Here is a 22,303-nt window from a genome sequence, read left to right on the forward strand (position 1 = left end):
AAGCTCCCCTCACCGGGAGCTTTTTTATTGGAACACATACTTGTAACGTTTACTTATTTTAAACTACTAATAAAGTGCGGTATATAAATCGTAACTTTACTTTTTAAACAATTTAAACCAATATAAACATGGGAACAATTTTTCTCGTTATCATCCTGTTTTTCGGGATTATTATTTTCTTTTCATCCTTCTTTACCGTAAAGCAGCAAACTGTAGTTATTGTAGAGCGCTTTGGTAAGTTTACAGGAATCCGCCACGCCGGCCTTCAGCTTAAACTGCCTATCATAGATAAAATTGCGGGCCGCCTTAACCTTAAGATACAGCAGCTTGATGTTATCATCGAGACCAAAACTAAAGAAAACGTATTTGTAAAAATGAAGGTTTCGGTACAGTTTGTGGTAATACAGGATAAAGCCTATGAGGCATTTTATAAATTGCAATACCCGCACGACCAGATAACATCATATGTATTTGACGTGGTGCGCGCCGAGGTGCCCAAGCTAAAGCTGGACGATGTTTTTGAGCGTAAGGATGATATAGCGGTTGCAGTAAAGCGCGAACTAAACGAAGCTATGGCTACCTATGGTTACGATATTATTAATGCCCTGATTACCGATATTGACCCGGACCCACAGGTGAAACACGCCATGAACCGTATTAATGCCGCTGACCGCGAAAAAAGTGCCGCCGAATATGAAGCCGAAGCACAGCGCATACGCATAGTTGCCAAAGCTAAAGCGGAGGCGGAAAGTAAAAGGCTGCAAGGACAGGGTATTGCCGACCAGCGCCGTGAAATAGCACGAGGCCTTGTAGAAAGTGTAGATGTGCTTAACAAAGTGGGCATTAACAGCCAGGAGGCATCGGCGCTTATAGTGGTAACCCAGCACTATGATACCCTGCAGTCTATAGGCAGTGAAACCAACAGTAACCTGATACTGCTGCCAAACTCGCCGCAGGCGGCCACCGATATGCTTAATAACATGATTGTTTCATTTGCCGCCAGTAACAAAGTAGGCGAAACGATGAAACATGAAAACAAGAAAAAAGCGGATGCTACTGCCGGTAAGCAATTACCCCAGCTGCCATCATCTGAAGGTACTGAAGAAGCATAAAAATTAAGAAGGCTGCCGAAGGGCAGCTTTTTTTTATTATTTTTATTTTCAGGATATTAAACCATAATAAAAACCAACAGTCTTACAACAACTAAAAACGTATAATTATGATAAAGAAACTTTTTAAAGTAATGGTACTGGGTGCCATACTTGCCACAACAGGGTCTTATGCCCAGGAAGCGCAACAATTGCAGGAGCGTAAAAAAGGTCAGCGTGATCCGCAGGAAATGTTTAACAAGCTGGATGCTGATAAGGATGGTAAGCTAAGCCTGACGGAAGTAGAACAGGCAAAAAAAGGTAAACTGAAGGAAAATTTTGCCTCCATTGATACAAACAAAGACTCGTTTCTTGATAAAGAAGAACTTATTGCCTACCGTAAGGAGCAAAAAGCTAAAAGAAAAATTGACCGTAAATAAAAGAAAAGGCTGCCTCCCGGTAGCCTTACTTATTTATGTAAAAGTTTTTAAAATAACTTCTTAAATATCCAGGTCAGGGCTGCGCTCTTGAGCGGGCCGGAAAATGCACCTAAAGTATTTATTATCTTCATAGGGGTTTCGCCTATCATGTTCTCCGGTTTAATGCTTTCCTTAGTTTGGTCAAGGTCTTTTTTAAACCTCAGGTAAGCAAGGTCGCGCTCTATCTTAAGGATTTTAAGATCGAGATTTATTTCATCAAAGGTGCGGTAAACTTTAGTAATGGGCATGGCTATTCATATTTTTTAAAAAATAATTTAGAAAAAGTAGCAATAAGCGGCCCTTCAACTATCTTATCCTGAACTTTAAATATTACTATGGCTAATACAAGGTATATAAGCCCTACAGTTAAAAAACCGTATGCAAAATTATCAAACCAGTAACCAAAAGCAAGTGCCAGGGCAATTGAGAAAAAAAGGGTTACTATAACAAGCATGGTTGCCAGCATAAACAGCTTGAGCATCATGGCGGTAGACTTCATTGCAATTTTAAAGCCCCATAGCTTATAGTACTCTATATTAGCATCTATAAGCCTCTTGGCTTCATTCTTTAAATCTTCCGCGTTTTCCTTTATTTCTTCAAATGCCATAGCACAGGTTTATTTTATCATTAGTTAGCAGACGGCGCTGATGCCTTAGCTTTATCTTTAAGCTCTTCCAGTTTTCTTTCAAGGGTAGATATTACCTCGTCTGCTTTGTTTTCCACATTAGCCACAAGGGTATCAAGGCCTGCCTGAATGTCTTCTTTGGCAAAGCCAAATTTAGATTTTACAGTTTCGGTAAACTCGCCTACTTTTTCTTTAAGGTCTTCAGCTTTGCTCGCCGCACCGTCTTTAATTTTCTGCCTTGTTTTTTTTCCTTCTTCCGGGGCAAATAGTACACCCAGAGCTGCTCCAATGGCCGCACCTGCAAGTACGGCAACGATTGTTCCTGTTTTACCAGCCATAATTATTTTTTTTAATGGTTAAAATTCTTCTTTCTGTAACGTGTTATAAAGATAGTGCATTTTAACATTTGGGTGATGTTAAGGTGTAGTTAATTGAAAGCCAAATATTACAAAAATTATTTAGCTGCGATTTCCTGTATTTTTACGGCCACACATAACTAATACCATTGGGTAAATTTTAAAAGCCCTTAAAATAAGGATATGAGAGCTATTTTTTATAGTTTACTATTATGAAATATAAAATTACAATTGAATATTTAAATGATAGACAAAATTTATCAAATAACCTCTTAGTCATCGGGTTTCTAACGTACTTGGTAATAATCTTGGATGCACAAAAAACCGGAAGCGTCAACTTCCGGTTCTGTTCTATCTAATCAACTAAGTGCCTAAGCACCTTTCCTTACTCTTTACTCTCTATCTTCGCCCAGGTATCCCTCAGCCCTACAGTTTTATTAAATACAATTTTTTCTGCATTGGTATCCCTGTCTACACAAAAATAGCCCAGGCGCTGAAACTGGTAATGCTCGCCGTCTACTGCGCTTTTTAAAGAAGGTTCTAAATAACCAGTAATAACCTCGAGCGAATTAGGGTTAATGTAACTCTTAAAATCGACATCTTTATCTCCATCGGGATTTTCGTGGGTAAACAGCCTGTCATAAATACGCACCTCTGCTTTAACCGCATGGGGTACCGATACCCAGTGTATGGTACCTTTTATCTTGCGGAGGCTTGCCTCGCTGCCGCTACCGCTTTTAGAATCGGTATCATACGTAGCATGAATTTCAGTAATATTGCCTTCTGAATCTTTTACAACACTTTCTCCTTTAATAATATAGGCGTTTTTAAGGCGCACTTCTTTACCTAATGTAAGGCGGAAATATTTGCTGTTAGCGTTCTCCATAAAGTCTTCGCGCTCTATATATAGTTCGCGGCTAAACGGTATTTCGCGGAAGCCGGCACTTTCATCTTCAGGGTTGTTCTCGGCCTCTAGCCATTCCTCCTGCCCTTCCGGGTAATTAGTAATGATAAGCTTAACAGGGTCGAGCACCGCCATTACCCGAGGTGCAATTTTATTAAGGTCTTCGCGTACGCAAAACTCAAGCACGCTAACATCTACCAGGTTAGTGCGCTTTGCAATACCTATGGTATCGGCAAAGTTGCGTATGGCCGCCGGTGTATAACCCCTGCGGCGCATACCGCTTATGGTGCTCATGCGTGGGTCGTCCCAGCCGGTAACGTGTTTTTCCTGTACCAGCTGCAACAATTTACGCTTGCTTACCACGGTGTGGCTAAGGTTGCGTCGGGCAAATTCGCGCTGTTTAGGGCGTGTTTTTGTCTCATCATATATCTGGTCAAGGAACCAGTCATAAAGTTCCCTGTGCATAAGGAATTCAAGCGTACACAGCGAGTGGCTTACCTGCTCCAGGTAGTCGCTTTCGCCATGGGCCCAGTCGTACATGGGGTATATGCACCAGTTGTTATCCGTACGGTGGTGTTTTTCGTGCAAAATGCGGTACATGATAGGGTCGCGCATCAGCATATTGCTACTGGCCATATCTATCTTAGCACGCAGGATGTGCGCCCCGTTAGGGAACTCCCCTGCCCTCATTTTTTCAAACAATTCAAGGTTTTCTTCTACAGAGCGGTCGCGGTACGGGCTGGCCGTTCCCGGATGGGTAGGTGTACCCTTTTGCCTCGCAATTTCGTCACTGCCCTGGCTGTCTACATATGCAACGCCTTTTTTTATAAACACTACAGCCCAGTCATACAGTTCCTGAAAATAGTCTGACGCATACAGCTCTTTGTCCCATTTGTAACCCAGCCATTCTACATCACGCTTTATGGCATCTACATACTCCTGCTCTTCTTTTGCAGGGTTTGTATCGTCAAAACGCAGGTTTACAGGCGCGTTGTATTTAAGGCCAAGGCCAAAGTTAAGGCAGATGGAACTGGCATGGCCCACATGCAGGTAACCGTTGGGCTCCGGTGGAAAACGAAAGCGCAGCTTGTCCTGAGCGAATCCTTTTGCCAGGTCGTCTTCTATAATTTGCTCTATAAAATTGAGTGATCTATCTTCGGTAGACATAGTTTTTTGTATAAGTGTGGCAAAGGTAATTAATTTAGTCTAAAAAAGGCTCTGAGGAACTTAGGTTCTAAGAAGCTTAGAATGAAACTTACTACAAAATTTTGTAGCCTAAAAGTACAGATACGGCTCCATTTGTATCGTTATATTGTAGTTTCTTTGATACATAATAATTGATACCAACGCTATACTTTTCTTTAAATGTATAACCTGCTCCTAATCTGATTACAGACTGGCTTGATTTATCAGTTTTGTAATAAACACGAAATCCTGATGGATACACATCGTCATCATCCTTTTTATATATAAATTTTGGCTGAGTACCTACATTTATTAATGTTCCATAAGCAGCATTTATATTTAATGAAGAATTCCTATTCAATATAAAATAATACCTAAGCCCAAAAGGAACTTCTATGTATGAATGGCTGCTAAGTACTGCAGTACCGTTATAAGTAATACGGTGGGTGGCTTCGCTGGGGGGTAAACTATGGTCATATATAAAAAAATCAGTTTTACGCGAGATGCTTTGCGAAAATTCGCTCTGCGTATTATAAGTAGGAACAATGAAAATTGCCCATTTTCTATGGTTAAATGGAATTCTTAGCTCTGCTTCAAACCCTGCTACAAAATTATTTTTTGGATTGCTTTGCAAGTTAACCTTTTCATCCGATCCGAATGATTCGAAATCACTTTGGTAGTACCTTGTAACAATCTGCATATTAGTATTTATACTGTAAAAATTTGCCCCCGCGACGAGTTTTATATTAAAATCAATATTAGACTTTTGAGATTTAAAATTTTTAGATTCCCCACCCTGGCAGTTATTATATTCATTTACAACACTAATCAACTGCTTATCAGTATATCTTAATTTTTTAAAATCTGCTAATTCAAGGCTCTCGCATTTAAGGGTATTATACAGCTCTAAACGAAACGCTACGTTTTCTTCAAAGGTATCGCCGTTGATATACTTTTTATAAATAAGGGGTTTAAGCATTTCTCCCTCAAGGGCTAAAATGTAAATACCATCATTGCTTTTCAATAAAGATGCTTTACCTTCAACCAAAACTTTTAATAATTGCGGGCCTGATTTTACAAACACATCGCCTTTTTGTATGCCTATAATAGGCACATCATACATCTTGTAATTATGCGATGTACCGTAAATATAAAATGAGTTAAGCTGGGATGCAGGCATTGTTGAGACCTCGTCATTCTCGTTAATTTTATACTCTATCTCTTTCGGGATGAATGCCCAGTCGTAGTTTTTAATAAAACATTCTACAGCATTGCCTTGTTTGTTTACAAAATTGCTTTTTTCAAAAGTGGTTTGGGCATTTATGTTAATGCCTAACATAAATGCTAATAGTAGCATAGTTTTTTTCATGGTTAAAACGGGCCGGTTTTTATAACGGTAACTGGTTTGTGGTTTTTCTAAAGACTGCAAAACTAAAAAATTATCAATACAACCTGCATTAAGCTTGTGTAAAAAACTTAAACTCATTATCTCTTTGCAAATGATAACTCAGTAACTTAGCGCCTCAGAACCTAATTACCTTAAACATGAGTTCTATAAAACTTAAAAACATACGCACTTTTTCGTACCACGGCTGCCTGGTGGAAGAAAGCAAAATAGGCAGCGACTACAGCGTAGACCTTGAAATAAAGACCGACCTGCGAAAAAGCATGCTTAGTGACAACCTTGCCGATACGGTTGACTACGTGCAACTTAACCGCATAGTGGTAGAAGAAATGGCCGTACGTTCTAACCTCCTGGAGCATGTGGCGCAACGTATTATTAAGCGTGTTTTTAATGAACTGCCGCAAGTAAGCCGCATATTGCTGCAGGTTTCTAAACTTAACCCACCCATAGGCGGAGATGTTGAAGCTGTAACTATTGAAGTTGAAGAATTTAGGGCATAAGTACAATTGAAAGATTAAGTATGGTAGGGTGAGAATCTTTAAATCTCTTAAATTTTTAAATCTTTCAATAAAAAATTTAAATTTTTCCTTACATTTGCCATCCGAATAAATACCGGGCATCTTGGCCGAGTGGCTAGGCACAGGTCTGCAAAACCTGCTACAGCGGTTCGAATCCGCTAGATGCCTCGCAATAAAAACGCTTTCAGTTACTGAAAGCGTTTTTTGTGTAATATTTTTAAGACTATGGTAACCAAAGACTTAAGTAACCTCTAGCTTCAGTGGCTTTCCATATGCTGCACCTCATCAATAGCTTTTTCCATTTTCCCTGGAAACCACCCCTGAAACACTAGTGCAATCCCAAACACCATTAAAATAATACTTATTACCTGTTTCATTCTCATAATATTACGTGTGGTGAGGCTGTTGCGCAATTGCTTGGCCAGGGTTATCTTTCCAAAATCGATGGCAAAATAAGTGAGAATTATCGAAAGGAAGAATATAAACATACGGTACGGGTTCAAATCTAATTTTGGCCCCCAGGCGATGATAACCGTGAGCCAGAAGCCTAATACCCCAATGTTGATAAAATTAAGCAGGAAACCCTTTATAAACAGGTTCAGGTAGGTTTTGCGCACTATATCTTTACCGGCGTTGCTTATAAGTTCTTTTCGGGATGTTTTTTTTACCTGGAAAAGAGAAACACCACCATAAACCAATAAAATAAGCCCACCGAATATAAACAGGGCGGGCTCATCTTTTACTTTTTCAAGCAGTTTATAGCTGCTGAAATAAGCTATAAGTATAAATATAACGTCTGATAAAATAGCACCAAGGTCAAAAGCTACGGCAGCTTTAAAACCTTTTATAACACTGGTTTCAAGAAGTACAAAAAAAACGGCCCCTGGCATTATGCTTAATATAAACCCTATAGGGATGGCACTGAAAATATCCTGTATCATTAAATACTTTTAATTAATGCAAGATACTATTTTATATCTAAACTTAAAAAAAGGTAATTTAGTTGCCTTTTTATTATAAATAACTTTATTTAACCACTACAACCCGTGCGTCGCTGCCGGTTACCTGGTTTACCTTTTTAGGGTTGCCATATATTTTTAATGAAGCGTCTGAAGATACTGTAGCATTTACATTACCCTTAACAGTAATATCACCGGAGGCATCTGAAGACATTACAATATCGGTATTATGTGTAGTAAGTTCTTTAGCATTAAGCTGCGCGTCTGAAGCATAGGTAGCGGCATGATTATCTGCCTTTCCACTAAGGGTTACCTGCGCATCAGAACCTGCTGCTGTATTTAGGTTTTTTACATTTACTGTAAGTGTAACCCGCGCGTCAGAGCCTGCTGTTACTGTCAGCGTGGCCGACTTAATTTCATCAGTTGTGGTAATTACAGCATCTGACCCGGCAACAATGCTTTCAAGAGCGCCGTTGTAATATACAGTAATGGTGCCTGCTTCGCCGTCAAGTACCAGGTTATCACCATTATTTTGCACGTGTAGCTCTTCCTCTTCATACATCGCAACAAGTTTGTTTTCGTTAGATTTTACAAGGGTAACGTGAAGGTCTGCCCCTACGGTAAGTTCTTTAAATTCGTTAAGTACAGTGGTTTTTTGGGCAGAAGCCAGGTTAAATGCGGCCAAGGCAGCAAATGCTAAAAGAGTTTTCATATCGTTTCTTATTAAAATTATTTAATCTGTTGATATAAAGACAGTAGTTTTTAAAGGATGTTACAGTTGCTATAAAAAAATAACCCTATGAGATTTATATTTCATAGGGTTATTATAGCTGCGTTTAAAGTATTAGCCTTTTATATTTATAGACCCTCCTGCAAAGGTTTTCTGGTTTACCTGTTTAGGGTCGCCATATACATTTATATCGCCGCCTGCCTTGGTTTTTGCATCAACAAATTCGCTTGCATATACCGCTGCCTCGCCGCCTACGCTTATACTAACAGACGTTTGTGTGGTAGAGAGTTCCCTGCCCTTAAATATACCACCCGACGTAATACTGAGGTCGTGGTTTGTGGCTTTACCTGTAATTTCAAGTATTCCCCCGGAATTTGCTTTAGATTTCAGCCTGGCTACATCAAGGTTTAGCTTTATGTTAGCGCCCTCTTTAGCGTTAAGTTCAAAAGCAGTAGCTTTAAATGTATCCTGCGAGCCTACAAACGAACCTTCGCTGGCTTCTACATTGTCAATTACCCCACTATAGTATACTATAGCTTCTATATCTTCTCCATTAAGCAGTTTGCTTAGCTTCATGCGTACTTTAAGGTCGCGGTTTTTAGTAACTACCTCTACATCCCCTGCCCTGGTGCCATTAATTACAATTTTATTTTCAGACGATTTCACCAGGGTAACGCTTATCCTGTCAAACACGCGTACAGCAGTAAAGTCGCCCAGTTTTTGAGTAACCTGTGCCGATATAGCCTGTGTTATGCCTAAAACAGCAAGTAATAATACTTTTTTCATGATGTCCCTTTTTAATTATTGTATGATTTACGTTACAAAGTAACTACTTATACAAAGACAGTGCCGTTAAAGGTTTGTTACACTAACATATAAAAATTAAATTTTAACAACCGTTTGACGTTACAAAAACGTTACTTACCGAAACAAATGACGGTTTTAACTATTATGGCTTGATAATGGTTTTATAAAAGATATTTTTGTCTGTCAATACCACAACCACACAATAAAATGAGCACTTTATATACCGGACAGATTTTTTTAATAGATGCAGACTTTGAGCGTGCCGAAAACTTTAAGAAAAAAATAAATGCTTTAAATAATTCTATCTTTTTTAATTACTTTCCTAGTATTATTGAAGCTTTTAACATGGTGCTTGATGAGAACTTTATCTCACCGGAATTTATTTATGTACATGTATCATTAGCCAGTTTTGAAGCTAAAGATATACTTAAAAAACTCCGGAAGATCAATAAAACCCAGTTTACAAAAGTTATAGTTTTTGGCGAAACAATTACCGATGCACATATAGCAGCAGCAGCTAAATATGATTTTACAATAATTAAAACCTTCCCTAACGACAACCAGGATAAATGTGCCCTTTTCAGTACTAAATTAACCAGTGAAAATCGTGTTATGGTTTGTTCGACAGAATGTAAATGCTGTTAAGCTCTATTCATTTTTCCGGAGAAAAGTAAAATCGAGCTGTTTCTTAACCAGGTCGGCATTTTTTACCTTTACATATACTTCGTCGCCCAGCTGTAATAAACTCCCTGAAACTTCTCCTACAAGTGCATATTGTTTGTCGTCAAAGGTGTAGTAATCGTCTTTTATTTCGCGTATGCGGCACATGCCCTCACATTTGTTAGACACAATCTCTACATAAATACCCCACTCTGTAACTCCGGATATTACACCAAGGAACTCCTGGTCTTTATGGTCCAGCATGTACTTAACCTGCATGTACTTAACGCTGTCGCGCTCGGCATTGGCGGCAAGGCCTTCCATGCTAGATGAATGTACGCACATCTCTTCATAATGCTCTTTATTCGCCGAAGTACCGCCATCAATATAATGCTGTAATAAACGGTGTGCCATAACATCAGGGTACCTGCGGATGGGCGATGTAAAATGCGAATAATAATCAAACGCCAGGCCATAGTGGCCTATGTTATCGGTACTGTATTTTGCCTTGCTCATACTGCGTATGGCCAGGGTATCTACAAGGTTTTGCTCTTTTTTACCCTGAACATCCGTTAGTAACTGGTTCAGCGATTTAGAAATATCACCTTTGTTGCGGAAGTCTATTTTATAGCCAAATTTAGAGATAACCGTTTGCAGGTTGATAAGCTTGTCTTCATCCGGCTCGTCGTGAATACGGTACACAAAGGTTTTCTCCGGGCGTTGTTTACCTATAAATTCTGCCACCTTGCGGTTGGCCAGCAGCATAAATTCTTCAATAAGGTGGTTGGCATCCTTGGCTACTTTAAAGTACACGCCAGTAGGTTCTGCGTTTTCATCAAGGTGGAATTTTACCTCTACCTTATCAAATGAAATAGCGCCGGCTGCCATGCGCTTGCGTCGCAGTATTTTAGATAATTCGTTAAGCTTAAGGGTTGCAAATTGTATTTCGGGCGAAACGGTGTACTCCTCCCCTGTTATTGATATGTCTACAGGTATTGTGTCGCCTTCGGTTTCTATAATGTGCTGGGCTTCTTCATACGCAAAGCGCTGGTCTGAGTAAATAACCGTACGGCCAAACCACTGGTTTTTAACCTCGGCTTTTTCATTTAGCTCAAATATGGCCGAAAAGGTATATTTCTCCTCATGCGGGCGTAGCGAACAGGCAAAGTTACTCAACACTTCCGGAAGCATGGGCACTACCCTATCCACCAGGTAAACTGATGTGGCCCTCTTGTAGGCTTCGGCATCCAATATGGTGCCTTCCTCAAGGTAATGCGATACGTCGGCAATGTGTATGCCTATTTCATAATTACCATTTTCCAGCTTTTGGAATGACAATGCATCATCAAAATCTTTGGCATCCTTAGGATCTATGGTAAATGTCAACACATTGCGCATATCCCTCCTACGGGCTATTTCTTCAGGATGTATCTCGGTATCAAGCTTTTGTGCAAATACCTCTACATCCACCGGAAAATCACTTGGTAGCCCATATTCGGCGAGTATAGCGTGTATCTCAGTATTGTGCTCACCGGGCTTGCCCAATACGCGTATTACGGTACCAAAAGGACTGTCTGCCTTAGCCGGCCAGTCATCCATCTTTACCAGTACAACATCACCATTTTCTGCATCGCCCAGCTTATTTTTTGGGATAAAAATATCGGTATACATCTTGGCGTTTGCCGTGCTTACAAAGGCAAAATTCTTTTGTATGTCTATAACGCCCACAAACTCGGTTTTATGGCGCTCAATAATCTCTACTACCTCACCTTCGGGCCTCCTGCCCTTCCTACGGTTATAGATATAAACCTTAACCTTGTCTTTATCAAGTGCTTTATTAAGGTTATTAGTAGGTATAAAAACATCTTCTTCCAGCTCCGGCGATACAAAATAAGCCGTTTTCCGGCTGGTCATGTCTATTTTTCCTTCTATATATTCCGCATTGGTTACTACACGGTAGGTGCCTCTCTCTGTTTCTTCAATCTGCTCCCTGGCAGCAAGGAGTTTAAGTTCTTTAATAATTTCGTTCCTGCTTTGTGTGTCGTCAAGTTCCAGTACTGCTGCAATTTGTTTATAGTTGTAAGACTTGTTTGGGTCTTTTGCAAGTATCTTGTAAATTTTGTGCGAAAAGTCTTTTTCTTTTTTAACCGACGGTTTTCCGTGTCTCTTCTTCATACATATATTAATATGCCTGAAAATTACGAATAACTAACAGATTATAAACGGTTTTAATGAAATAATAACGTATTATTGCTTACTTTTATACAGGTATTGCCTAATAATACTCTCAATATGAAGCATTTTGTTACCGCCGCCGTATTTACCTATCCTTATGAAACCGCTATACTAAAACACCTGCTACAGGACGCCGGTCTGCAATTTTACTTTGAAAACGAATTTATGGCAAGCGTAGTACCAATGTATGGCCTGGCACTGGGCGGCATAAAACTTAAGGTACACAAAAATGACCTTGATACCGTAAATCAAATACTGGAAGACTTTAATTTTAATAACCATCTAAAAATTGTCTGAGGTTTAAAAGTTGTTATCAACATATATTAATAACCAATTCTTCTTTTCTTTAAAAATTTAAAAAATCATGGTGGTTATTATTGCCTGTTAATAGTGGCTATAACTTTATACTGAAAGCCTTGTATAACAACTTTTACAATCTTATACAAATGTTTCAACAATGTTAAGTAAATGTAAATTTTTAAAAATCAGTTACTTTAGTGCTTTTTAAAAAAGGTTATCAACAGCGGTTAATTACTGTTTACAGGGTATTTTTATGGATAACTTTACGTGTTAATATATGTTAACAAACTGTTACGTATTGCTGATAACTTTGATGTAAAAAATGAAAAGTAAATTTGGTTATTACGTTTTCGTTTCGTCTTATAAAAATTTGCTTCCCGTTGCAAAAAATCTTTCTTTTTCCATTATAGAGTTATCAACAAAGTTGTTCAAAACGCAGGTCCTTTGTTTTCAGGCGCTTTTAAAACTTACTAACACCGTAGGATTTTAACAATTTTATTTGTAAGTTATACGCAAGGCAGCTAAGTAGCTAACCCCTAATTATTTGACGTTTTTCTATTCGCATACCGCCAAATTGTGGTAAATTTGTACTTAATAACACATAATAACTATGAAAATTTCTATTGGTAACGACCACGCTGGCCCCGAGTATAAAAAAGCTATAGCTGCCCACCTGGAGGCTAAAGGATATGAAATAATAAACCACGGTACAGATAGTGCAGACAGCGTAGACTATGCCGATTTTGTACACCCTGTGGCGAATGATGTAGAAAATGGTGTGGTAGATTTTGGCATCATCATCTGCGGAAGCGGAAACGGCGCGGCGATGACGGCAAACAAGCACCAGAAAATTCGCGCTGCCCTGTGCTGGACCAAAGAAATTGTCGAACTCGCACGCCAGCACAACGATGCCAACATACTAAGCATACCGGCACGCTACACCAGCAAAGAGCAGGCCATAGCCATGGTGGATACTTTTTTAAGTACCGAATTTGAAGGCGGCCGACACCAGACACGTATTGACAAAATGCCGTGCATGTAAGCATTTATATGCGATAAAAAAATCCGCCGGCCGGCGGATTTTTTTTGTTTTATCCCAGCACGTGCTGCGCCAGTACTTTTTGCACGTCGTAAATGTTTACGCTCTTGTTGAACTTTTTAGTAATGCTGGGCATAGTTTCGCTCGATACCCATATTTTAAGCTCGGCATCAAGGTCAAACGTACCGGCAGTTTCTATGCTAAAGCGCGAAATGCTTTTGTAAGAGATTGACATATACTCGGTTTTTTTACCGGTAAGCCCCTGAACATCAATAATAATCAGGCGCTTGTTAGTAAAAATAAAGGTATCGCGTATCAGCTTAAAGCCTATTTCAATAGCCTCGCCATCGGCCAGGAGCTTACCAAATTCGTCTTGCAGTTTTGCCTGGTCTACCACGCCGGCATTGCCCAGTAATGAAGAAAAAATTCCCATAAAGTTATATTTTAGTTGTTTTTAATGTTAGTTATTGGTGCCCTTCCCTACCCATAATACGCTCTATGCGCTTATCAGGTATGAGCCACATAAGGGCCACGGCTACATAAAAAATCGCGGCTATAGTGCTGTTTATAAAGCCGGAAGCAATGCCCAGGCTATACAGCACCGGCGACAGCTTTCCCTTAATATCGCTGCCTATGGCGTGCTTTAGCAGCGAGTTTTCGCCCTGCGATTTTATAATCTGGTTTTGCAGGATAACATAAGCTATACCGCTCATAAGCAATATAAAGCCGTACAGCGCCATCGTTTCGGGGGCAAAGTGGTTCTCCCCCATCCACCCGGTTACAAACGGCACCAGCGACAGCCAGAACAGCAAATGGTGGTTTGCCCACAGTATGGGTCCGTTTACTTTAGTAACCGTATGCATCATGTGGTGGTGGTTGTTCCAGTAAATACCTATGTATAAGAAACTTAGCACGTAGCTAAGGAACACCGGCAGCAGCGGAAGCAGGTCGGCAAAGTGTTCCTTATCGTGTGGAACCTTGATTTCCAGCACCATAATGGTAATAATAATGGCGAGTACGCCATCGCTAAATGCTTCTAACCGGCCTTTTTGCATTGGGTTATATCAGTAATTTTAGTTGGCTTAAACCTACAAAATTTTTTTGAACGCCACACCTCAAATTATCTTCCACATTTACCTTTACAAAAGAGCCTTTTTATTACACATTCCGGGTGTTTTATTGCACATTGTAAGGTACGGAGTGTAAGGTATTGCAAAATATAAAAATACTGAACAAACCCCTTCAGTACGTTGTATTACTTTTTAAGTCTTGGTTTTTACTGAACAAATGCCTTCAGTACTTTGAGAGAAAAGCCGGCGTAATTTTGCAGCGTGGTTGATGGGTTATTTAGTCCGCTTTATTTTTAAAGGATTTTGCCTTGTATCAAATACATCGGTAATATTAATGTGATTCAAATTTTTATCAACCGAATATATTAGTTTGTAATTGTCGCAAACTAAGTAGTAATATTTGTTTTCACGGTCAAATAATAATTCTTCACGCGGGCTTATTTCAGGATCATTAATTAACCTGCTTGGTTCGTCTAAAATTTTCTGAATTATTTTTTTCGCAATAGTTATACTGGCATGCTCACAGTAGTAGATAAAAATTTTATGAATCTCATTTTCAGCAAAATCAGACCATTTTACATTATAAGCCATTATCTGTATTTATCCAGTAATTCTTCAGTAGATTTATACCTGCCGTTTTTAAAATCGTCTTCAGATTTGTCAATCCTTGCATTGAGTTCATCAATGGTCATAGGCTTAAAAGCATCTTCAGTGTTGGCAGTTTGCTGTTTCATTACAACTTCCAAAATAGCCACGATTTCTTCGTTTTCCAACTTTAGAAACTCCTGAACAAATTCTATTTTCCTGGTTTGTAAATCCATAGCGTTATTATTTATTTCAAATATACAAAATTTTTAAGTTCAGTCATTAACGTGAGCGCGGTTCTTCCATCGGGCAATGCCCTCGGGTCGAGCACAGCTTCCGGAGTCGAGACACCGAAGGTTCAACGAAGTTAAACCTCGTTTTATTCAATTTACTTATACATAAAATCACTCAGCTGCCCATCAGAACTTTCGAGCCCTACAATATCCATAAGTTCTTCGAAGTAGGTGCATACCCTTTCCCGGTCTTCCGTATCAATGTTGAGATAAATATCAGAAAATCTATCTAAGCCTTTTCCTATTGCTTCCTGGTAGGCCTTTTCGGTAGGTTCGTTGCCGGAAGCTACTTGTGCAAAATCATCTGCCGCGAGGTTAATCCGTTCCGTCAGTTGTTTTTTAATCTGTTCATTTTGCGCACCGGGATAATACGACGTTGCATCTTTAATAAACTTTTCTTTGCTTTTAAATGCCTCAAATTTAGTCATGGTTGTGGTATTAGTTGGAAGTTTTTTATTGGTGCAGGAAATTAGGAATGAGATTGCTAATAGTAGGGATAGTGTGGTTTTCATCATTGTTGGGGTTTGTAGTGCGAGCGCGGTTCTTCCATTTCGAGAGCAGCCTGCGGAGTCGAGAAATCTCGTTTGCTGCTGCGAGCGTCGCGCTCGTATCTTTTGTTGTGGGCACGAGCAAGATGGTCGCGCGAGCTGGACTCAATTAAGTGCATTATTTTGAATAATTTATACCTAATGCTTAGTTCACGTTGTCCAATCGATTTCCAACTGATTTTGTTTTATTTTCTCTTTCTGACCGTGATTATGTTGGTCAAAATGATTAGTATTGAAGTTACAAACTAAAGCTTCTACGACAGTTCTTCTATTTTCGATGCTACCACCATTATGATAGAAATGATCTTTTGTTACAACATTGAATTTACCCCAAAATTTTTCAATCATTTCATTTTTTCTCCAATCATTGTGATGCCAAGTCGAAAGAATAAATTTTGCTTTTGTTTCGCTTAATAAGTTGAATAAAAGCTCTTCGTCTTCTTCTGTCCATCCATTGAAGTAGTCAACATTTCTACCATAATAAGGAGGGTCACAATAAATAAGATCATTTTCCGTCGCTAATGGAATGATGTCAGCAAATGATTTATTGTGAAAAGTCCAGTTTGGTTCGTCTTGAATAATTTGTGACGTTACAGAGACTTGATTTGTGATTTTTGTTATGTAGGCTTGTGCAAATCTTTCCGGTTTTTTACAGAATGGAATATTCCAATGCCCTTTTTTATTAAATCGCATCATTCCATTAAATCCTGCTCTCGAAAGAAAAATAAAGTCATAGGAGGAAAATTCGCCAGAATTAAAACGAGAACGAACATTTAAATAATGCTCATAACCGTTATTTTCTGCTTGACTTAATATTGCCCCTTCTTGTTCAAGATAATGTTTCATTAAAGGTGCAGTAATTTCTTTTCGTTGAATACCTTTATAAAAATTAATGATGTGAGGATTAGTATCATTTAAAATGGCATTTTTGTAGCCAGAGTTTAAAGCAACAACACCTGTTCCAAGAAATGGTTCTATCCATTTTCCTTGAGTTTTTGGTGCAAGATCCATAATCCAAGGTACGAGTTTAGTTTTAATGCCTTGGCTTTTGATAGGAGGAATTACTACTTTCATTTTGAATCTTTTTTATAGGTTTTTCTTGATACAATCTTATCCCATAAATCAATTCTTCCTTTAAATTCTAAAAAGTCTTTAAGCGTTGTTATTTTTGTCGGTTTGCCATCTTTTACCATTGTAGCAGAACCGTGATTAATCCAATATTCATCAAACCATTCTTCGCCTAATTGACTAAAAATGCCGTTCTCATTCCTTAAGTCCTCAATGCTAAGCGTCGAACCGATATTTGCAGTATTCCCGGAACCTTGTTTGTCGCTTGCAATTTTCCATTTCTCTGCTGCGAAAAAGTCAAAATCCTTAATTACAGACGTTATTGATTTTAAATTATCAACCGTTGTAACTTCTCGATCTCCTACTTTTTTATTAGATGTCTCATATTCTTCTTTAAGCTCTTGAACCTGATAAATTTCTGTTTCAGAGATATCATCGTTAAAGTCTGTCCTTGTATAAATAACTCCTAAGCAAAAATGTGCTAAATATTGGTTATAAGGAAATTGAATGTTTTTCTTTTTTTCTCTTTCTTTAAAATAACTTCCATGGCTACCTAACGTAAAACTCGAAATTCCATTTTTCTTTCTATATGTAGTTTTTAAATCTACTGCAAATTTCACATCTTCATTTTCCTTATCAATGAATGTTAGATCAGGATAATAGTTTTGATGTTCAGTTAAAATAATATTATAGCCATTTTCTTCTGCAAACTGTAAAATCTGAGGAAAAATATGAATTTCAAGTATTTTTGAAACAATTTTAGTATCCGACGAAATGGTATAAATATTTTTATAAACGTCAATAAATCCTTTTACAGACCAGTCACCATTTTCAGTTGAAACATATTTTTCGAGTTTTTCAGTAAAAATATCTAATGCTTTTTTAAACTCTATTTTATATTTAGTTTTTTCCTTTAAATCCATGAGGCAAAGTTATAATTTTAATCTTGTACAGTTCGTTAATAATTTTTTTCTTTAGGGCAATTATAAACCACCAAAATACAAAAATCCCTCTCAAAAAAACACTTTAAAACTTCCAATTTAATCTCCATATTTGCATCCCATATTCTCAAAACCATGACAAACATCCAGTATATATCCGGCCAGGTTTCGGCCCCGGTTAAAGGCATAGAAGCAACCCTTAAACTCCTGGCCGAAGACTGCACCATACCCTTTATTTCCCGCTACCGCAAGGATGCCACCGGCAATCTCGATGAAGTAGTTATTGAGCAAATTGCCAAACTAAGCCAGGCCTACGACGCCATTGTAAAGCGCAAGGATGCCATTATAAAGAGCATACAGGAGCAAAACGCCCTGTCGCCGGAGCTGGGCACTAAGATTAACCAAAGCTTCGACCTCACCGAGTTAGAAGACCTGTACCTGCCCTACAAAAAGAAAAAGAAAACCCGCGCCGATGCCGCCCGCGAAAAAGGGCTGGAGCCCCTCGCCAAAATAATCATGGCGCAAAATGCCGATGATGTTGATTACCTCGCCGCCAAGTACCTGAACGATAAGGTAGCCAACGAAGACGAGGCACTGCAGGGCGCGCGCGACATTATAGCCGAATGGATAAACGAGAACGTGTACATACGCAAATCGCTGCGCCGGATTTTTGGCCGCAAAGCGGTCATTACCACAAAACCCGCCAAGGACGCCGACCCGGAGAAGGCCAAAAAATTTGAGCAGTACCTCGACTGGAGCGAGAACCTGACCAAGGCGCCGTCGCACCGCCTGCTGGCCATGCTGCGTGCCGAAAACGAGGGCGTGATAAAATTTAAGGTTGAGGTAGATAACGAGGAAGCCATCGGCCTGATGGAGCAAACCATTATCAAGAACAAGCGCGACACGGCAGTCCAACTCAAAAAAGCCATAGACGACAGCTATAAGCGCCTGTTGGCTCCCGCCATAAGCAACGAGGTGTTAGCCGAAGCCAAAGCCAAAGCCGATGCCACCGCCATACAGGTATTTGCCGGCAACCTGGGGCAGCTGCTGCTCGCACCGCCGTTGGGCCAAAAGCGCATCCTGGCTATCGACCCGGGCTTCCGCAGCGGGTGTAAAATTGTGTGCCTTGACGAGCAGGGCGGGCTGCTGTATAACGAAACGGTATATCCGCACGCGCCGCAAAACGAGAGCGCCATTGCCATGAAAAAGATTCGCTCTATGGTTAACGCCTACAAGATTGACGCGATATCCATTGGCAACGGTACCGCCAGCCGCGAAACGGAGCACTTCATCAAAAAAATAGCGTGGGACAAGCCCGTGCAGGTATTCATTGTGAGTGAGGCGGGGGCTTCGGTATATTCGGCGTCAAAAATTGCGAGGGATGAATTCCCCAAGTACGACGTTACCGTGAGGGGTGCCGTGAGCATAGGCCGCCGCCTGAGCGACCCTTTGGCCGAACTCGTTAAGATAGAGCCTAAAGCCATAGGGGTGGGGCAGTACCAGCACGACGTAGACCAGGGCCTCCTAAAAGACGAGCTCGATACCGTGGTGATGCGCTGCGTGAACTCCGTTGGTGTGAACCTTAACACGGCGAGTAAGTCGCTGTTGGGCTACGTATCGGGAATAGGGGAGAAGCTGGCCGAGAATATAGTAAACTACCGCGCCGAAAACGGCCCGTTTGAAGACCGCAAGCAACTTAAGAAAGTGCCCAGGCTGGGGGAGAAGGCCTACCAGCAGGCTGCGGCGTTTGTGCGCATACCCAATGCTAAAAATCCGCTTGATAACAGCGCCGTACACCCGGAAGCCTACACCATAGTAGAGAAAATGGCGAAAGACTTAAAGCTGAAAACCAGTGATTTGGTTTCCAACAAAGAGGCCATTAAAAAGATAAATGTAGACAGCTATGTTACGCCCGAAATAGGCAAGCTTACGCTCCAGGATATACTCAAAGAACTTGAAAAACCGGGGCTTGACCCCCGCAAAGCCGCCAAGGTGTTTGAGTTTGACCCCAACGTAAAATCAATTACCGACCTGCGCACGGGTATGATACTGCCGGGCATCGTGAACAATATTACCAACTTTGGCTGCTTTGTAGACCTCGGCATCAAGGAGAGCGGCCTGGTGCACATCTCCCAACTCAAAGAGGGCTTTGTAAGCGATGTAAACGAAGTGGTAACCCTGCACCAGCACGTTACGGTTAAAGTCACTGAAATTGATGTGGAGCGGAAACGGGTGGCGCTGACGATGATTTTATAGGCCCCACCCGGCACATCTTAATATTTTTAACATTTCCTTAAGAAATATAAAAATATTTTATATATTAGCTATCAGTCTATTAACCTTTAAAACCAAATCACATATTATGGAAGGACTTATTACTATTTTGTTTATTTTGTTTTTCGGTATTTTAATACTGATGATTATTAGCCAATGGAAAATTTATGAAAAAGCGGGTAAACCGGGATGGGCAGTATTAGTGCCCATATACAGCACAATTGTACTGATAGAAATTATTAAAAAACCAGGCATTTGGCTGTTGTGGTTTCTTATTCCGGGTGTAAATATCATATTCGCCATTTGGGCCATTAACCTTTTATCAAAATCATTTGGCAAGTCAGAGGGTTTTACCATCGGCCTGCTATTTTTACCGTATATATTTTACCCAATACTGGCATTTGATAAATCAATCCAGTACATTTACGGTAATAACGGCGACGATATCAACGAAATAGGTTCTCCGGAAGTAGTATAAAAACTAATTTTAGTTTCACTATAAAAGCCCTTTTGTTCATTCAAAGGGGCTTTTTGCTTACGCTTTATCTTGGTTTTATTATAAACAAAAAAAACCTCCCAAGCACTAAGCCTGAAAGGTTGTATTTATAACGGAAAATATGTTATTACAGTTTATTTTCTTCCTGCGCTTTTTTAGGGTTGTTAGCTTCGTGTTCCCCATCTTTAGCCGCGTTTTTAAATTCTTTAATACCGGTACCCAATCCTTTCATAAGTTCGGGGATTTTTCTTCCACCAAACAGCAATAATACCACACCAAGTATTAGAAGTATTTCTGTTAAACCAAATTTACCACCCATGATAGCTATACTTTAAATTATTAAACAAAGTTATGTATTAAAAAATAATATACATCTATTTACGGCAAATATTTGTTTTTGGTTTGCGTTAAAGTATCAAAAATATACAGGTGTATATTTTTACATAGCGTTTACTACACCATAAACAGTAAAATAGGGCAGGTTTAGTATATTTGTCCATTAAAGAGTAAATATGTCTGCAAAGAGGCTACGGAAACAGATTATACGTAAAAAACTGTTCAATAAAAACCGCCTGGTGATATTGAACGAAGATACTTTTGAAGAAATTTTTTCGCTCAGGCTAAACCTTATGAATGTGTTTGTATGGCTTACCAGCATAAGCATTGTCATGATAGCGCTAACCACCTACATAATAGCCTTTACCCCCCTGCGTGAGTACATACCCGGCTACGCCAGTACCAAGCTGAAACAGCAGGCTACCGAGAACGCGATTAAATCAGACTCGCTTGTAAAAGTCCTGCAGGATGAAAAGGTATACCTCGCTTCAATAAAAAAAGTACTAACGGGCGAACTTGATAAAACCATGCTGAGCCGTGACAGTATTGTTGTTTCTGAACAAAAGGAACTTACCGAGGCCGAAATGAAGCCCAATGAGGCCGACCAGAAACTGCGCGAGCAGGTAGCCCACGAAGACAAGTACAACCTGTTTGAAAAGGCGACCCCACGCGTTAGCCAGGTGCTTTTTGCGCCGGTAAGGGGAACGATAACCAAGCCCTATAATGCATCTAAAAAGCAATTTTTTATAGAGATAGCGGTAGCCAATAACACCCCGGTTAAAGCCATTGCCGCCGGTACCGTAGTGCTGGCCGACTGGACGCCCACAAACGGCAACGTAATGGTGGTGCGCCATAACGACGGTATTATATCGGTATATAAGCAAATGGCACAGCTTACTAAAGAACAGGGCGACGTGGTAAAAAGCGGTGAAGTGCTGGCACTGGCCGGCGCAGGCGATAAAAGCGGCGGCGCCATGCTACACTTTGAACTCTGGAAAGACGGCTACCCCATTAACCCCACACAGTTTATCGATTTTGAATAATGGATGAGTTTATAGTAAATATTACATTTCCTTCATTCCTGTGCGGTATCATTTTTATGGTAGCAGGTGGTTTTATGTACCTGTTTCCGCCTAAAAAAATCAATTATCTATACGGCTATCGTACGGGTAACTCTATGCAGTCGCAGGAGCGGTGGGACTTTGCTCAAAAATTTTCGGCGGCGTTAATGGTAAAATCAGCTATGGTAATGGTGGTGCTTTCCGCATTGTCATACTTTATTCCTGTCGAAGCAGAGCCTAAGATGATTGCCGGTATAGCTATGGTACTGGTGTGCGCGTTGTACCTGTTTATAACCACCGAGCGCGCCATCAAAAACCAATTTAAAAACTAACATCCGCAC

At 39.9% G+C, this 22,303-nt stretch carries 27 protein-coding genes and 1 tRNA gene; 11 read left to right on the forward strand and 17 right to left on the reverse strand.

Annotated features, from left to right (window positions below; genetic code table 11):
- The first annotated feature begins 128 nt into the window (after positions 1 to 128).
- Both ACLI09_RS00545 and ACLI09_RS00550 read left to right on the forward strand, forming a co-directional pair.
- The gene (locus ACLI09_RS00545) at positions 129 to 1,112 is read left to right on the forward strand and encodes an SPFH domain-containing protein (protein WP_411417624.1); all 984 of its coding nucleotides are present in this window, start codon (positions 129 to 131) and stop codon (positions 1,110 to 1,112) included.
- Positions 1,113 to 1,219: 107 nt separating this feature from the next.
- Positions 1,220 to 1,528, forward strand: a complete 309-nt coding sequence (locus tag ACLI09_RS00550; RefSeq protein ID WP_411417625.1) for a hypothetical protein — start codon at positions 1,220 to 1,222, stop codon at positions 1,526 to 1,528.
- A gap of 47 nt (positions 1,529 to 1,575) precedes the next feature.
- Here ACLI09_RS00550 and ACLI09_RS00555 read toward each other — a convergent pair whose 3' ends face one another.
- From ACLI09_RS00555 to ACLI09_RS00575, 5 genes are all read right to left on the reverse strand, one after another.
- Entirely contained in the window at positions 1,576 to 1,815 is a 240-nt protein-coding gene (locus ACLI09_RS00555) for a DUF6327 family protein (protein WP_411417626.1), read from the reverse strand.
- Positions 1,816 to 1,817: 2 nt separating this feature from the next.
- Positions 1,818 to 2,174, reverse strand: coding sequence for a competence protein (locus tag ACLI09_RS00560; RefSeq protein ID WP_411417627.1), 357 nt, complete (start codon positions 2,172 to 2,174; stop codon positions 1,818 to 1,820).
- A gap of 20 nt (positions 2,175 to 2,194) precedes the next feature.
- Positions 2,195 to 2,530, reverse strand: coding sequence for a YtxH domain-containing protein (locus ACLI09_RS00565; protein WP_411417628.1), 336 nt, complete (start codon positions 2,528 to 2,530; stop codon positions 2,195 to 2,197).
- Between the two features lie 403 nt (positions 2,531 to 2,933).
- Positions 2,934 to 4,619, reverse strand: a complete 1,686-nt coding sequence (locus ACLI09_RS00570; protein ID WP_411417629.1) for a glutamine--tRNA ligase/YqeY domain fusion protein — start codon at positions 4,617 to 4,619, stop codon at positions 2,934 to 2,936.
- 91 nt (positions 4,620 to 4,710) lie between these two features.
- On the reverse strand, positions 4,711 to 6,123 hold the full coding sequence (locus ACLI09_RS00575) for a hypothetical protein (RefSeq protein ID WP_411417630.1): 1,413 nt from the start codon (positions 6,121 to 6,123) through the stop codon (positions 4,711 to 4,713).
- A 59-nt stretch (positions 6,124 to 6,182) separates the two neighbouring features.
- Here ACLI09_RS00575 and folB point away from each other — a divergent pair, with 59 nt between their 5' ends.
- A complete protein-coding gene (folB, locus tag ACLI09_RS00580) occupies positions 6,183 to 6,542 on the forward strand; it encodes a dihydroneopterin aldolase (RefSeq protein WP_411417631.1) in 360 nt (119 codons plus the stop codon).
- Positions 6,543 to 6,657: 115 nt separating this feature from the next.
- Positions 6,658 to 6,728 (forward strand) — tRNA-Cys (locus tag ACLI09_RS00585).
- 89 nt (positions 6,729 to 6,817) lie between these two features.
- Here ACLI09_RS00585 and ACLI09_RS00590 read toward each other — a convergent pair.
- From ACLI09_RS00590 to ACLI09_RS00600, 3 genes are all read right to left on the reverse strand, one after another.
- Positions 6,818 to 7,501, reverse strand: coding sequence for a LysE family translocator (locus tag ACLI09_RS00590; RefSeq protein WP_411417632.1), 684 nt, complete (start codon positions 7,499 to 7,501; stop codon positions 6,818 to 6,820).
- A gap of 85 nt (positions 7,502 to 7,586) precedes the next feature.
- Positions 7,587 to 8,231, reverse strand: a complete 645-nt coding sequence (locus ACLI09_RS00595) for a GIN domain-containing protein (protein ID WP_411417633.1) — start codon at positions 8,229 to 8,231, stop codon at positions 7,587 to 7,589.
- Positions 8,232 to 8,363: 132 nt separating this feature from the next.
- Positions 8,364 to 9,035, reverse strand: coding sequence for a head GIN domain-containing protein (locus tag ACLI09_RS00600; protein WP_411417634.1), 672 nt, complete (start codon positions 9,033 to 9,035; stop codon positions 8,364 to 8,366).
- A gap of 228 nt (positions 9,036 to 9,263) precedes the next feature.
- On the opposite strand from ACLI09_RS00600, the gene ACLI09_RS00605 reads away from it, so the two are divergent.
- On the forward strand, positions 9,264 to 9,701 hold the full coding sequence (locus ACLI09_RS00605; protein ID WP_411417635.1) for a hypothetical protein: 438 nt from the start codon (positions 9,264 to 9,266) through the stop codon (positions 9,699 to 9,701).
- A 3-nt stretch (positions 9,702 to 9,704) separates the two neighbouring features.
- Here ACLI09_RS00605 and rnr read toward each other — a convergent pair whose 3' ends face one another.
- Entirely contained in the window at positions 9,705 to 11,891 is a 2,187-nt protein-coding gene (gene rnr, locus ACLI09_RS00610; protein ID WP_411417636.1) for a ribonuclease R, read from the reverse strand.
- A gap of 117 nt (positions 11,892 to 12,008) precedes the next feature.
- Between rnr and ACLI09_RS00615 the strand changes: the two genes are divergently transcribed.
- Together ACLI09_RS00615 and rpiB are read left to right on the forward strand one after the other, a co-directional pair.
- Complete coding sequence (locus tag ACLI09_RS00615; RefSeq protein WP_411417637.1) at positions 12,009 to 12,248, forward strand: DUF2007 domain-containing protein; 240 nt, start codon at positions 12,009 to 12,011, stop codon at positions 12,246 to 12,248.
- A gap of 613 nt (positions 12,249 to 12,861) precedes the next feature.
- Positions 12,862 to 13,293: a ribose 5-phosphate isomerase B gene (rpiB, locus tag ACLI09_RS00620; protein WP_411417638.1), complete on the forward strand. Its 432-nt coding sequence runs from the start codon at positions 12,862 to 12,864 to the stop codon at positions 13,291 to 13,293.
- Between the two features lie 49 nt (positions 13,294 to 13,342).
- On the opposite strand, the gene ACLI09_RS00625 is transcribed toward rpiB, so the two are convergent.
- The 7 genes from ACLI09_RS00625 to ACLI09_RS00655 all read right to left on the reverse strand — a co-directional run bounded on the left by ACLI09_RS00625 (position 13,343) and on the right by ACLI09_RS00655 (position 17,777).
- A complete protein-coding gene (locus ACLI09_RS00625; protein WP_411417639.1) occupies positions 13,343 to 13,723 on the reverse strand; it encodes a PH domain-containing protein in 381 nt (126 codons plus the stop codon).
- Between the two features lie 31 nt (positions 13,724 to 13,754).
- A complete protein-coding gene (locus ACLI09_RS00630) occupies positions 13,755 to 14,345 on the reverse strand; it encodes a TMEM175 family protein (protein WP_411417640.1) in 591 nt (196 codons plus the stop codon).
- Positions 14,346 to 14,633: 288 nt separating this feature from the next.
- Positions 14,634 to 14,951 carry a type II toxin-antitoxin system RelE/ParE family toxin gene (locus ACLI09_RS00635; RefSeq protein ID WP_411417641.1) on the reverse strand — a complete coding sequence of 106 codons (318 nt, stop codon included), beginning with the start codon at positions 14,949 to 14,951 and terminating at the stop codon, positions 14,634 to 14,636.
- The gene (locus ACLI09_RS00640; protein ID WP_411417642.1) at positions 14,951 to 15,181 is read right to left on the reverse strand and encodes a hypothetical protein; all 231 of its coding nucleotides are present in this window, start codon (positions 15,179 to 15,181) and stop codon (positions 14,951 to 14,953) included. The genes ACLI09_RS00635 and ACLI09_RS00640 overlap by 1 nt, the downstream gene beginning before the upstream one ends.
- A gap of 152 nt (positions 15,182 to 15,333) precedes the next feature.
- Positions 15,334 to 15,666, reverse strand: a complete 333-nt coding sequence (locus tag ACLI09_RS00645; RefSeq protein ID WP_411417643.1) for a DUF4844 domain-containing protein — start codon at positions 15,664 to 15,666, stop codon at positions 15,334 to 15,336.
- Between the two features lie 270 nt (positions 15,667 to 15,936).
- Positions 15,937 to 16,860 (reverse strand): DNA adenine methylase, encoded by a 924-nt coding sequence (locus ACLI09_RS00650; protein WP_411417644.1) that lies wholly within the window; start codon positions 16,858 to 16,860, stop codon positions 15,937 to 15,939.
- Positions 16,857 to 17,777 (reverse strand): type II restriction endonuclease, encoded by a 921-nt coding sequence (locus ACLI09_RS00655; protein ID WP_411417645.1) that lies wholly within the window; start codon positions 17,775 to 17,777, stop codon positions 16,857 to 16,859. Before ACLI09_RS00655 ends, ACLI09_RS00650 begins: the two co-directional genes overlap by 4 nt.
- 153 nt (positions 17,778 to 17,930) lie before the next feature.
- Here ACLI09_RS00655 and ACLI09_RS00660 point away from each other — a divergent pair, with 153 nt between their 5' ends.
- Positions 17,931 to 20,051 (forward strand): Tex family protein, encoded by a 2,121-nt coding sequence (locus tag ACLI09_RS00660; protein ID WP_411417646.1) that lies wholly within the window; start codon positions 17,931 to 17,933, stop codon positions 20,049 to 20,051.
- A 106-nt stretch (positions 20,052 to 20,157) separates the two neighbouring features.
- Positions 20,158 to 20,547, forward strand: a complete 390-nt coding sequence (locus ACLI09_RS00665; RefSeq protein WP_411417647.1) for a DUF5684 domain-containing protein — start codon at positions 20,158 to 20,160, stop codon at positions 20,545 to 20,547.
- Positions 20,548 to 20,692: 145 nt separating this feature from the next.
- On the opposite strand, the gene ACLI09_RS00670 is transcribed toward ACLI09_RS00665, so the two are convergent.
- Positions 20,693 to 20,884, reverse strand: a complete 192-nt coding sequence (locus tag ACLI09_RS00670) for a twin-arginine translocase TatA/TatE family subunit (RefSeq protein WP_411417648.1) — start codon at positions 20,882 to 20,884, stop codon at positions 20,693 to 20,695.
- 193 nt (positions 20,885 to 21,077) lie between these two features.
- Here ACLI09_RS00670 and ACLI09_RS00675 point away from each other — a divergent pair, with 193 nt between their 5' ends.
- A complete protein-coding gene (locus tag ACLI09_RS00675; RefSeq protein ID WP_411417649.1) occupies positions 21,078 to 21,944 on the forward strand; it encodes a murein hydrolase activator EnvC family protein in 867 nt (288 codons plus the stop codon).
- Positions 21,944 to 22,294 carry an SdpI family protein gene (locus ACLI09_RS00680; protein ID WP_411417650.1) on the forward strand — a complete coding sequence of 117 codons (351 nt, stop codon included), beginning with the start codon at positions 21,944 to 21,946 and terminating at the stop codon, positions 22,292 to 22,294. Before ACLI09_RS00675 ends, ACLI09_RS00680 begins: the two co-directional genes overlap by 1 nt.
- Positions 22,295 to 22,303: the final 9 nt, after the last annotated feature.

The sequence above is a fragment of the Flavobacterium sp. RHBU_24 genome, from assembly GCF_046613695.1.
Taxonomy (GTDB): domain Bacteria; phylum Bacteroidota; class Bacteroidia; order Flavobacteriales; family Flavobacteriaceae; genus Flavobacterium.

Bases quoted from the DNA above. Each gene is read 5' to 3' on its own strand.
- ACLI09_RS00545 (WP_411417624.1), top strand. From the start codon at position 129: ATGGGAACAATTTTTCTCGTTATCATCCTGTTTTTCGGGATTATTATT.
- folB (WP_411417631.1), top strand. From the start codon at position 6,183: ATGAGTTCTATAAAACTTAAAAACATACGCACTTTTTCGTACCACGGC.
- ACLI09_RS00605 (WP_411417635.1), top strand. From the start codon at position 9,264: ATGAGCACTTTATATACCGGACAGATTTTTTTAATAGATGCAGACTTT.
- ACLI09_RS00660 (WP_411417646.1), top strand. From the start codon at position 17,931: ATGACAAACATCCAGTATATATCCGGCCAGGTTTCGGCCCCGGTTAAA.
- ACLI09_RS00570 (WP_411417629.1), bottom strand. From the start codon at position 4,619: ATGTCTACCGAAGATAGATCACTCAATTTTATAGAGCAAATTATAGAA.
- ACLI09_RS00650 (WP_411417644.1), bottom strand. From the start codon at position 16,860: ATGAAAGTAGTAATTCCTCCTATCAAAAGCCAAGGCATTAAAACTAAA.
- ACLI09_RS00560 (WP_411417627.1), bottom strand. From the start codon at position 2,174: ATGGCATTTGAAGAAATAAAGGAAAACGCGGAAGATTTAAAGAATGAA.
- ACLI09_RS00655 (WP_411417645.1), bottom strand. From the start codon at position 17,777: ATGGATTTAAAGGAAAAAACTAAATATAAAATAGAGTTTAAAAAAGCA.
- ACLI09_RS00590 (WP_411417632.1), bottom strand. From the start codon at position 7,501: ATGATACAGGATATTTTCAGTGCCATCCCTATAGGGTTTATATTAAGC.
- ACLI09_RS00665 (WP_411417647.1), top strand. From the start codon at position 20,158: ATGGAAGGACTTATTACTATTTTGTTTATTTTGTTTTTCGGTATTTTA.
- ACLI09_RS00595 (WP_411417633.1), bottom strand. From the start codon at position 8,231: ATGAAAACTCTTTTAGCATTTGCTGCCTTGGCCGCATTTAACCTGGCT.
- ACLI09_RS00640 (WP_411417642.1), bottom strand. From the start codon at position 15,181: ATGGATTTACAAACCAGGAAAATAGAATTTGTTCAGGAGTTTCTAAAG.
- ACLI09_RS00625 (WP_411417639.1), bottom strand. From the start codon at position 13,723: ATGGGAATTTTTTCTTCATTACTGGGCAATGCCGGCGTGGTAGACCAG.
- ACLI09_RS00600 (WP_411417634.1), bottom strand. From the start codon at position 9,035: ATGAAAAAAGTATTATTACTTGCTGTTTTAGGCATAACACAGGCTATA.
- ACLI09_RS00575 (WP_411417630.1), bottom strand. From the start codon at position 6,123: ATGAGTTTAAGTTTTTTACACAAGCTTAATGCAGGTTGTATTGATAAT.
- ACLI09_RS00635 (WP_411417641.1), bottom strand. From the start codon at position 14,951: ATGGCTTATAATGTAAAATGGTCTGATTTTGCTGAAAATGAGATTCAT.
- ACLI09_RS00630 (WP_411417640.1), bottom strand. From the start codon at position 14,345: ATGCAAAAAGGCCGGTTAGAAGCATTTAGCGATGGCGTACTCGCCATT.
- ACLI09_RS00675 (WP_411417649.1), top strand. From the start codon at position 21,078: ATGTCTGCAAAGAGGCTACGGAAACAGATTATACGTAAAAAACTGTTC.
- ACLI09_RS00555 (WP_411417626.1), bottom strand. From the start codon at position 1,815: ATGCCCATTACTAAAGTTTACCGCACCTTTGATGAAATAAATCTCGAT.
- ACLI09_RS00645 (WP_411417643.1), bottom strand. From the start codon at position 15,666: ATGACTAAATTTGAGGCATTTAAAAGCAAAGAAAAGTTTATTAAAGAT.
- ACLI09_RS00680 (WP_411417650.1), top strand. From the start codon at position 21,944: ATGGATGAGTTTATAGTAAATATTACATTTCCTTCATTCCTGTGCGGT.
- ACLI09_RS00670 (WP_411417648.1), bottom strand. From the start codon at position 20,884: ATGGGTGGTAAATTTGGTTTAACAGAAATACTTCTAATACTTGGTGTG.
- rnr (WP_411417636.1), bottom strand. From the start codon at position 11,891: ATGAAGAAGAGACACGGAAAACCGTCGGTTAAAAAAGAAAAAGACTTT.
- ACLI09_RS00615 (WP_411417637.1), top strand. From the start codon at position 12,009: ATGAAGCATTTTGTTACCGCCGCCGTATTTACCTATCCTTATGAAACC.
- ACLI09_RS00565 (WP_411417628.1), bottom strand. From the start codon at position 2,530: ATGGCTGGTAAAACAGGAACAATCGTTGCCGTACTTGCAGGTGCGGCC.
- ACLI09_RS00550 (WP_411417625.1), top strand. From the start codon at position 1,220: ATGATAAAGAAACTTTTTAAAGTAATGGTACTGGGTGCCATACTTGCC.
- rpiB (WP_411417638.1), top strand. From the start codon at position 12,862: ATGAAAATTTCTATTGGTAACGACCACGCTGGCCCCGAGTATAAAAAA.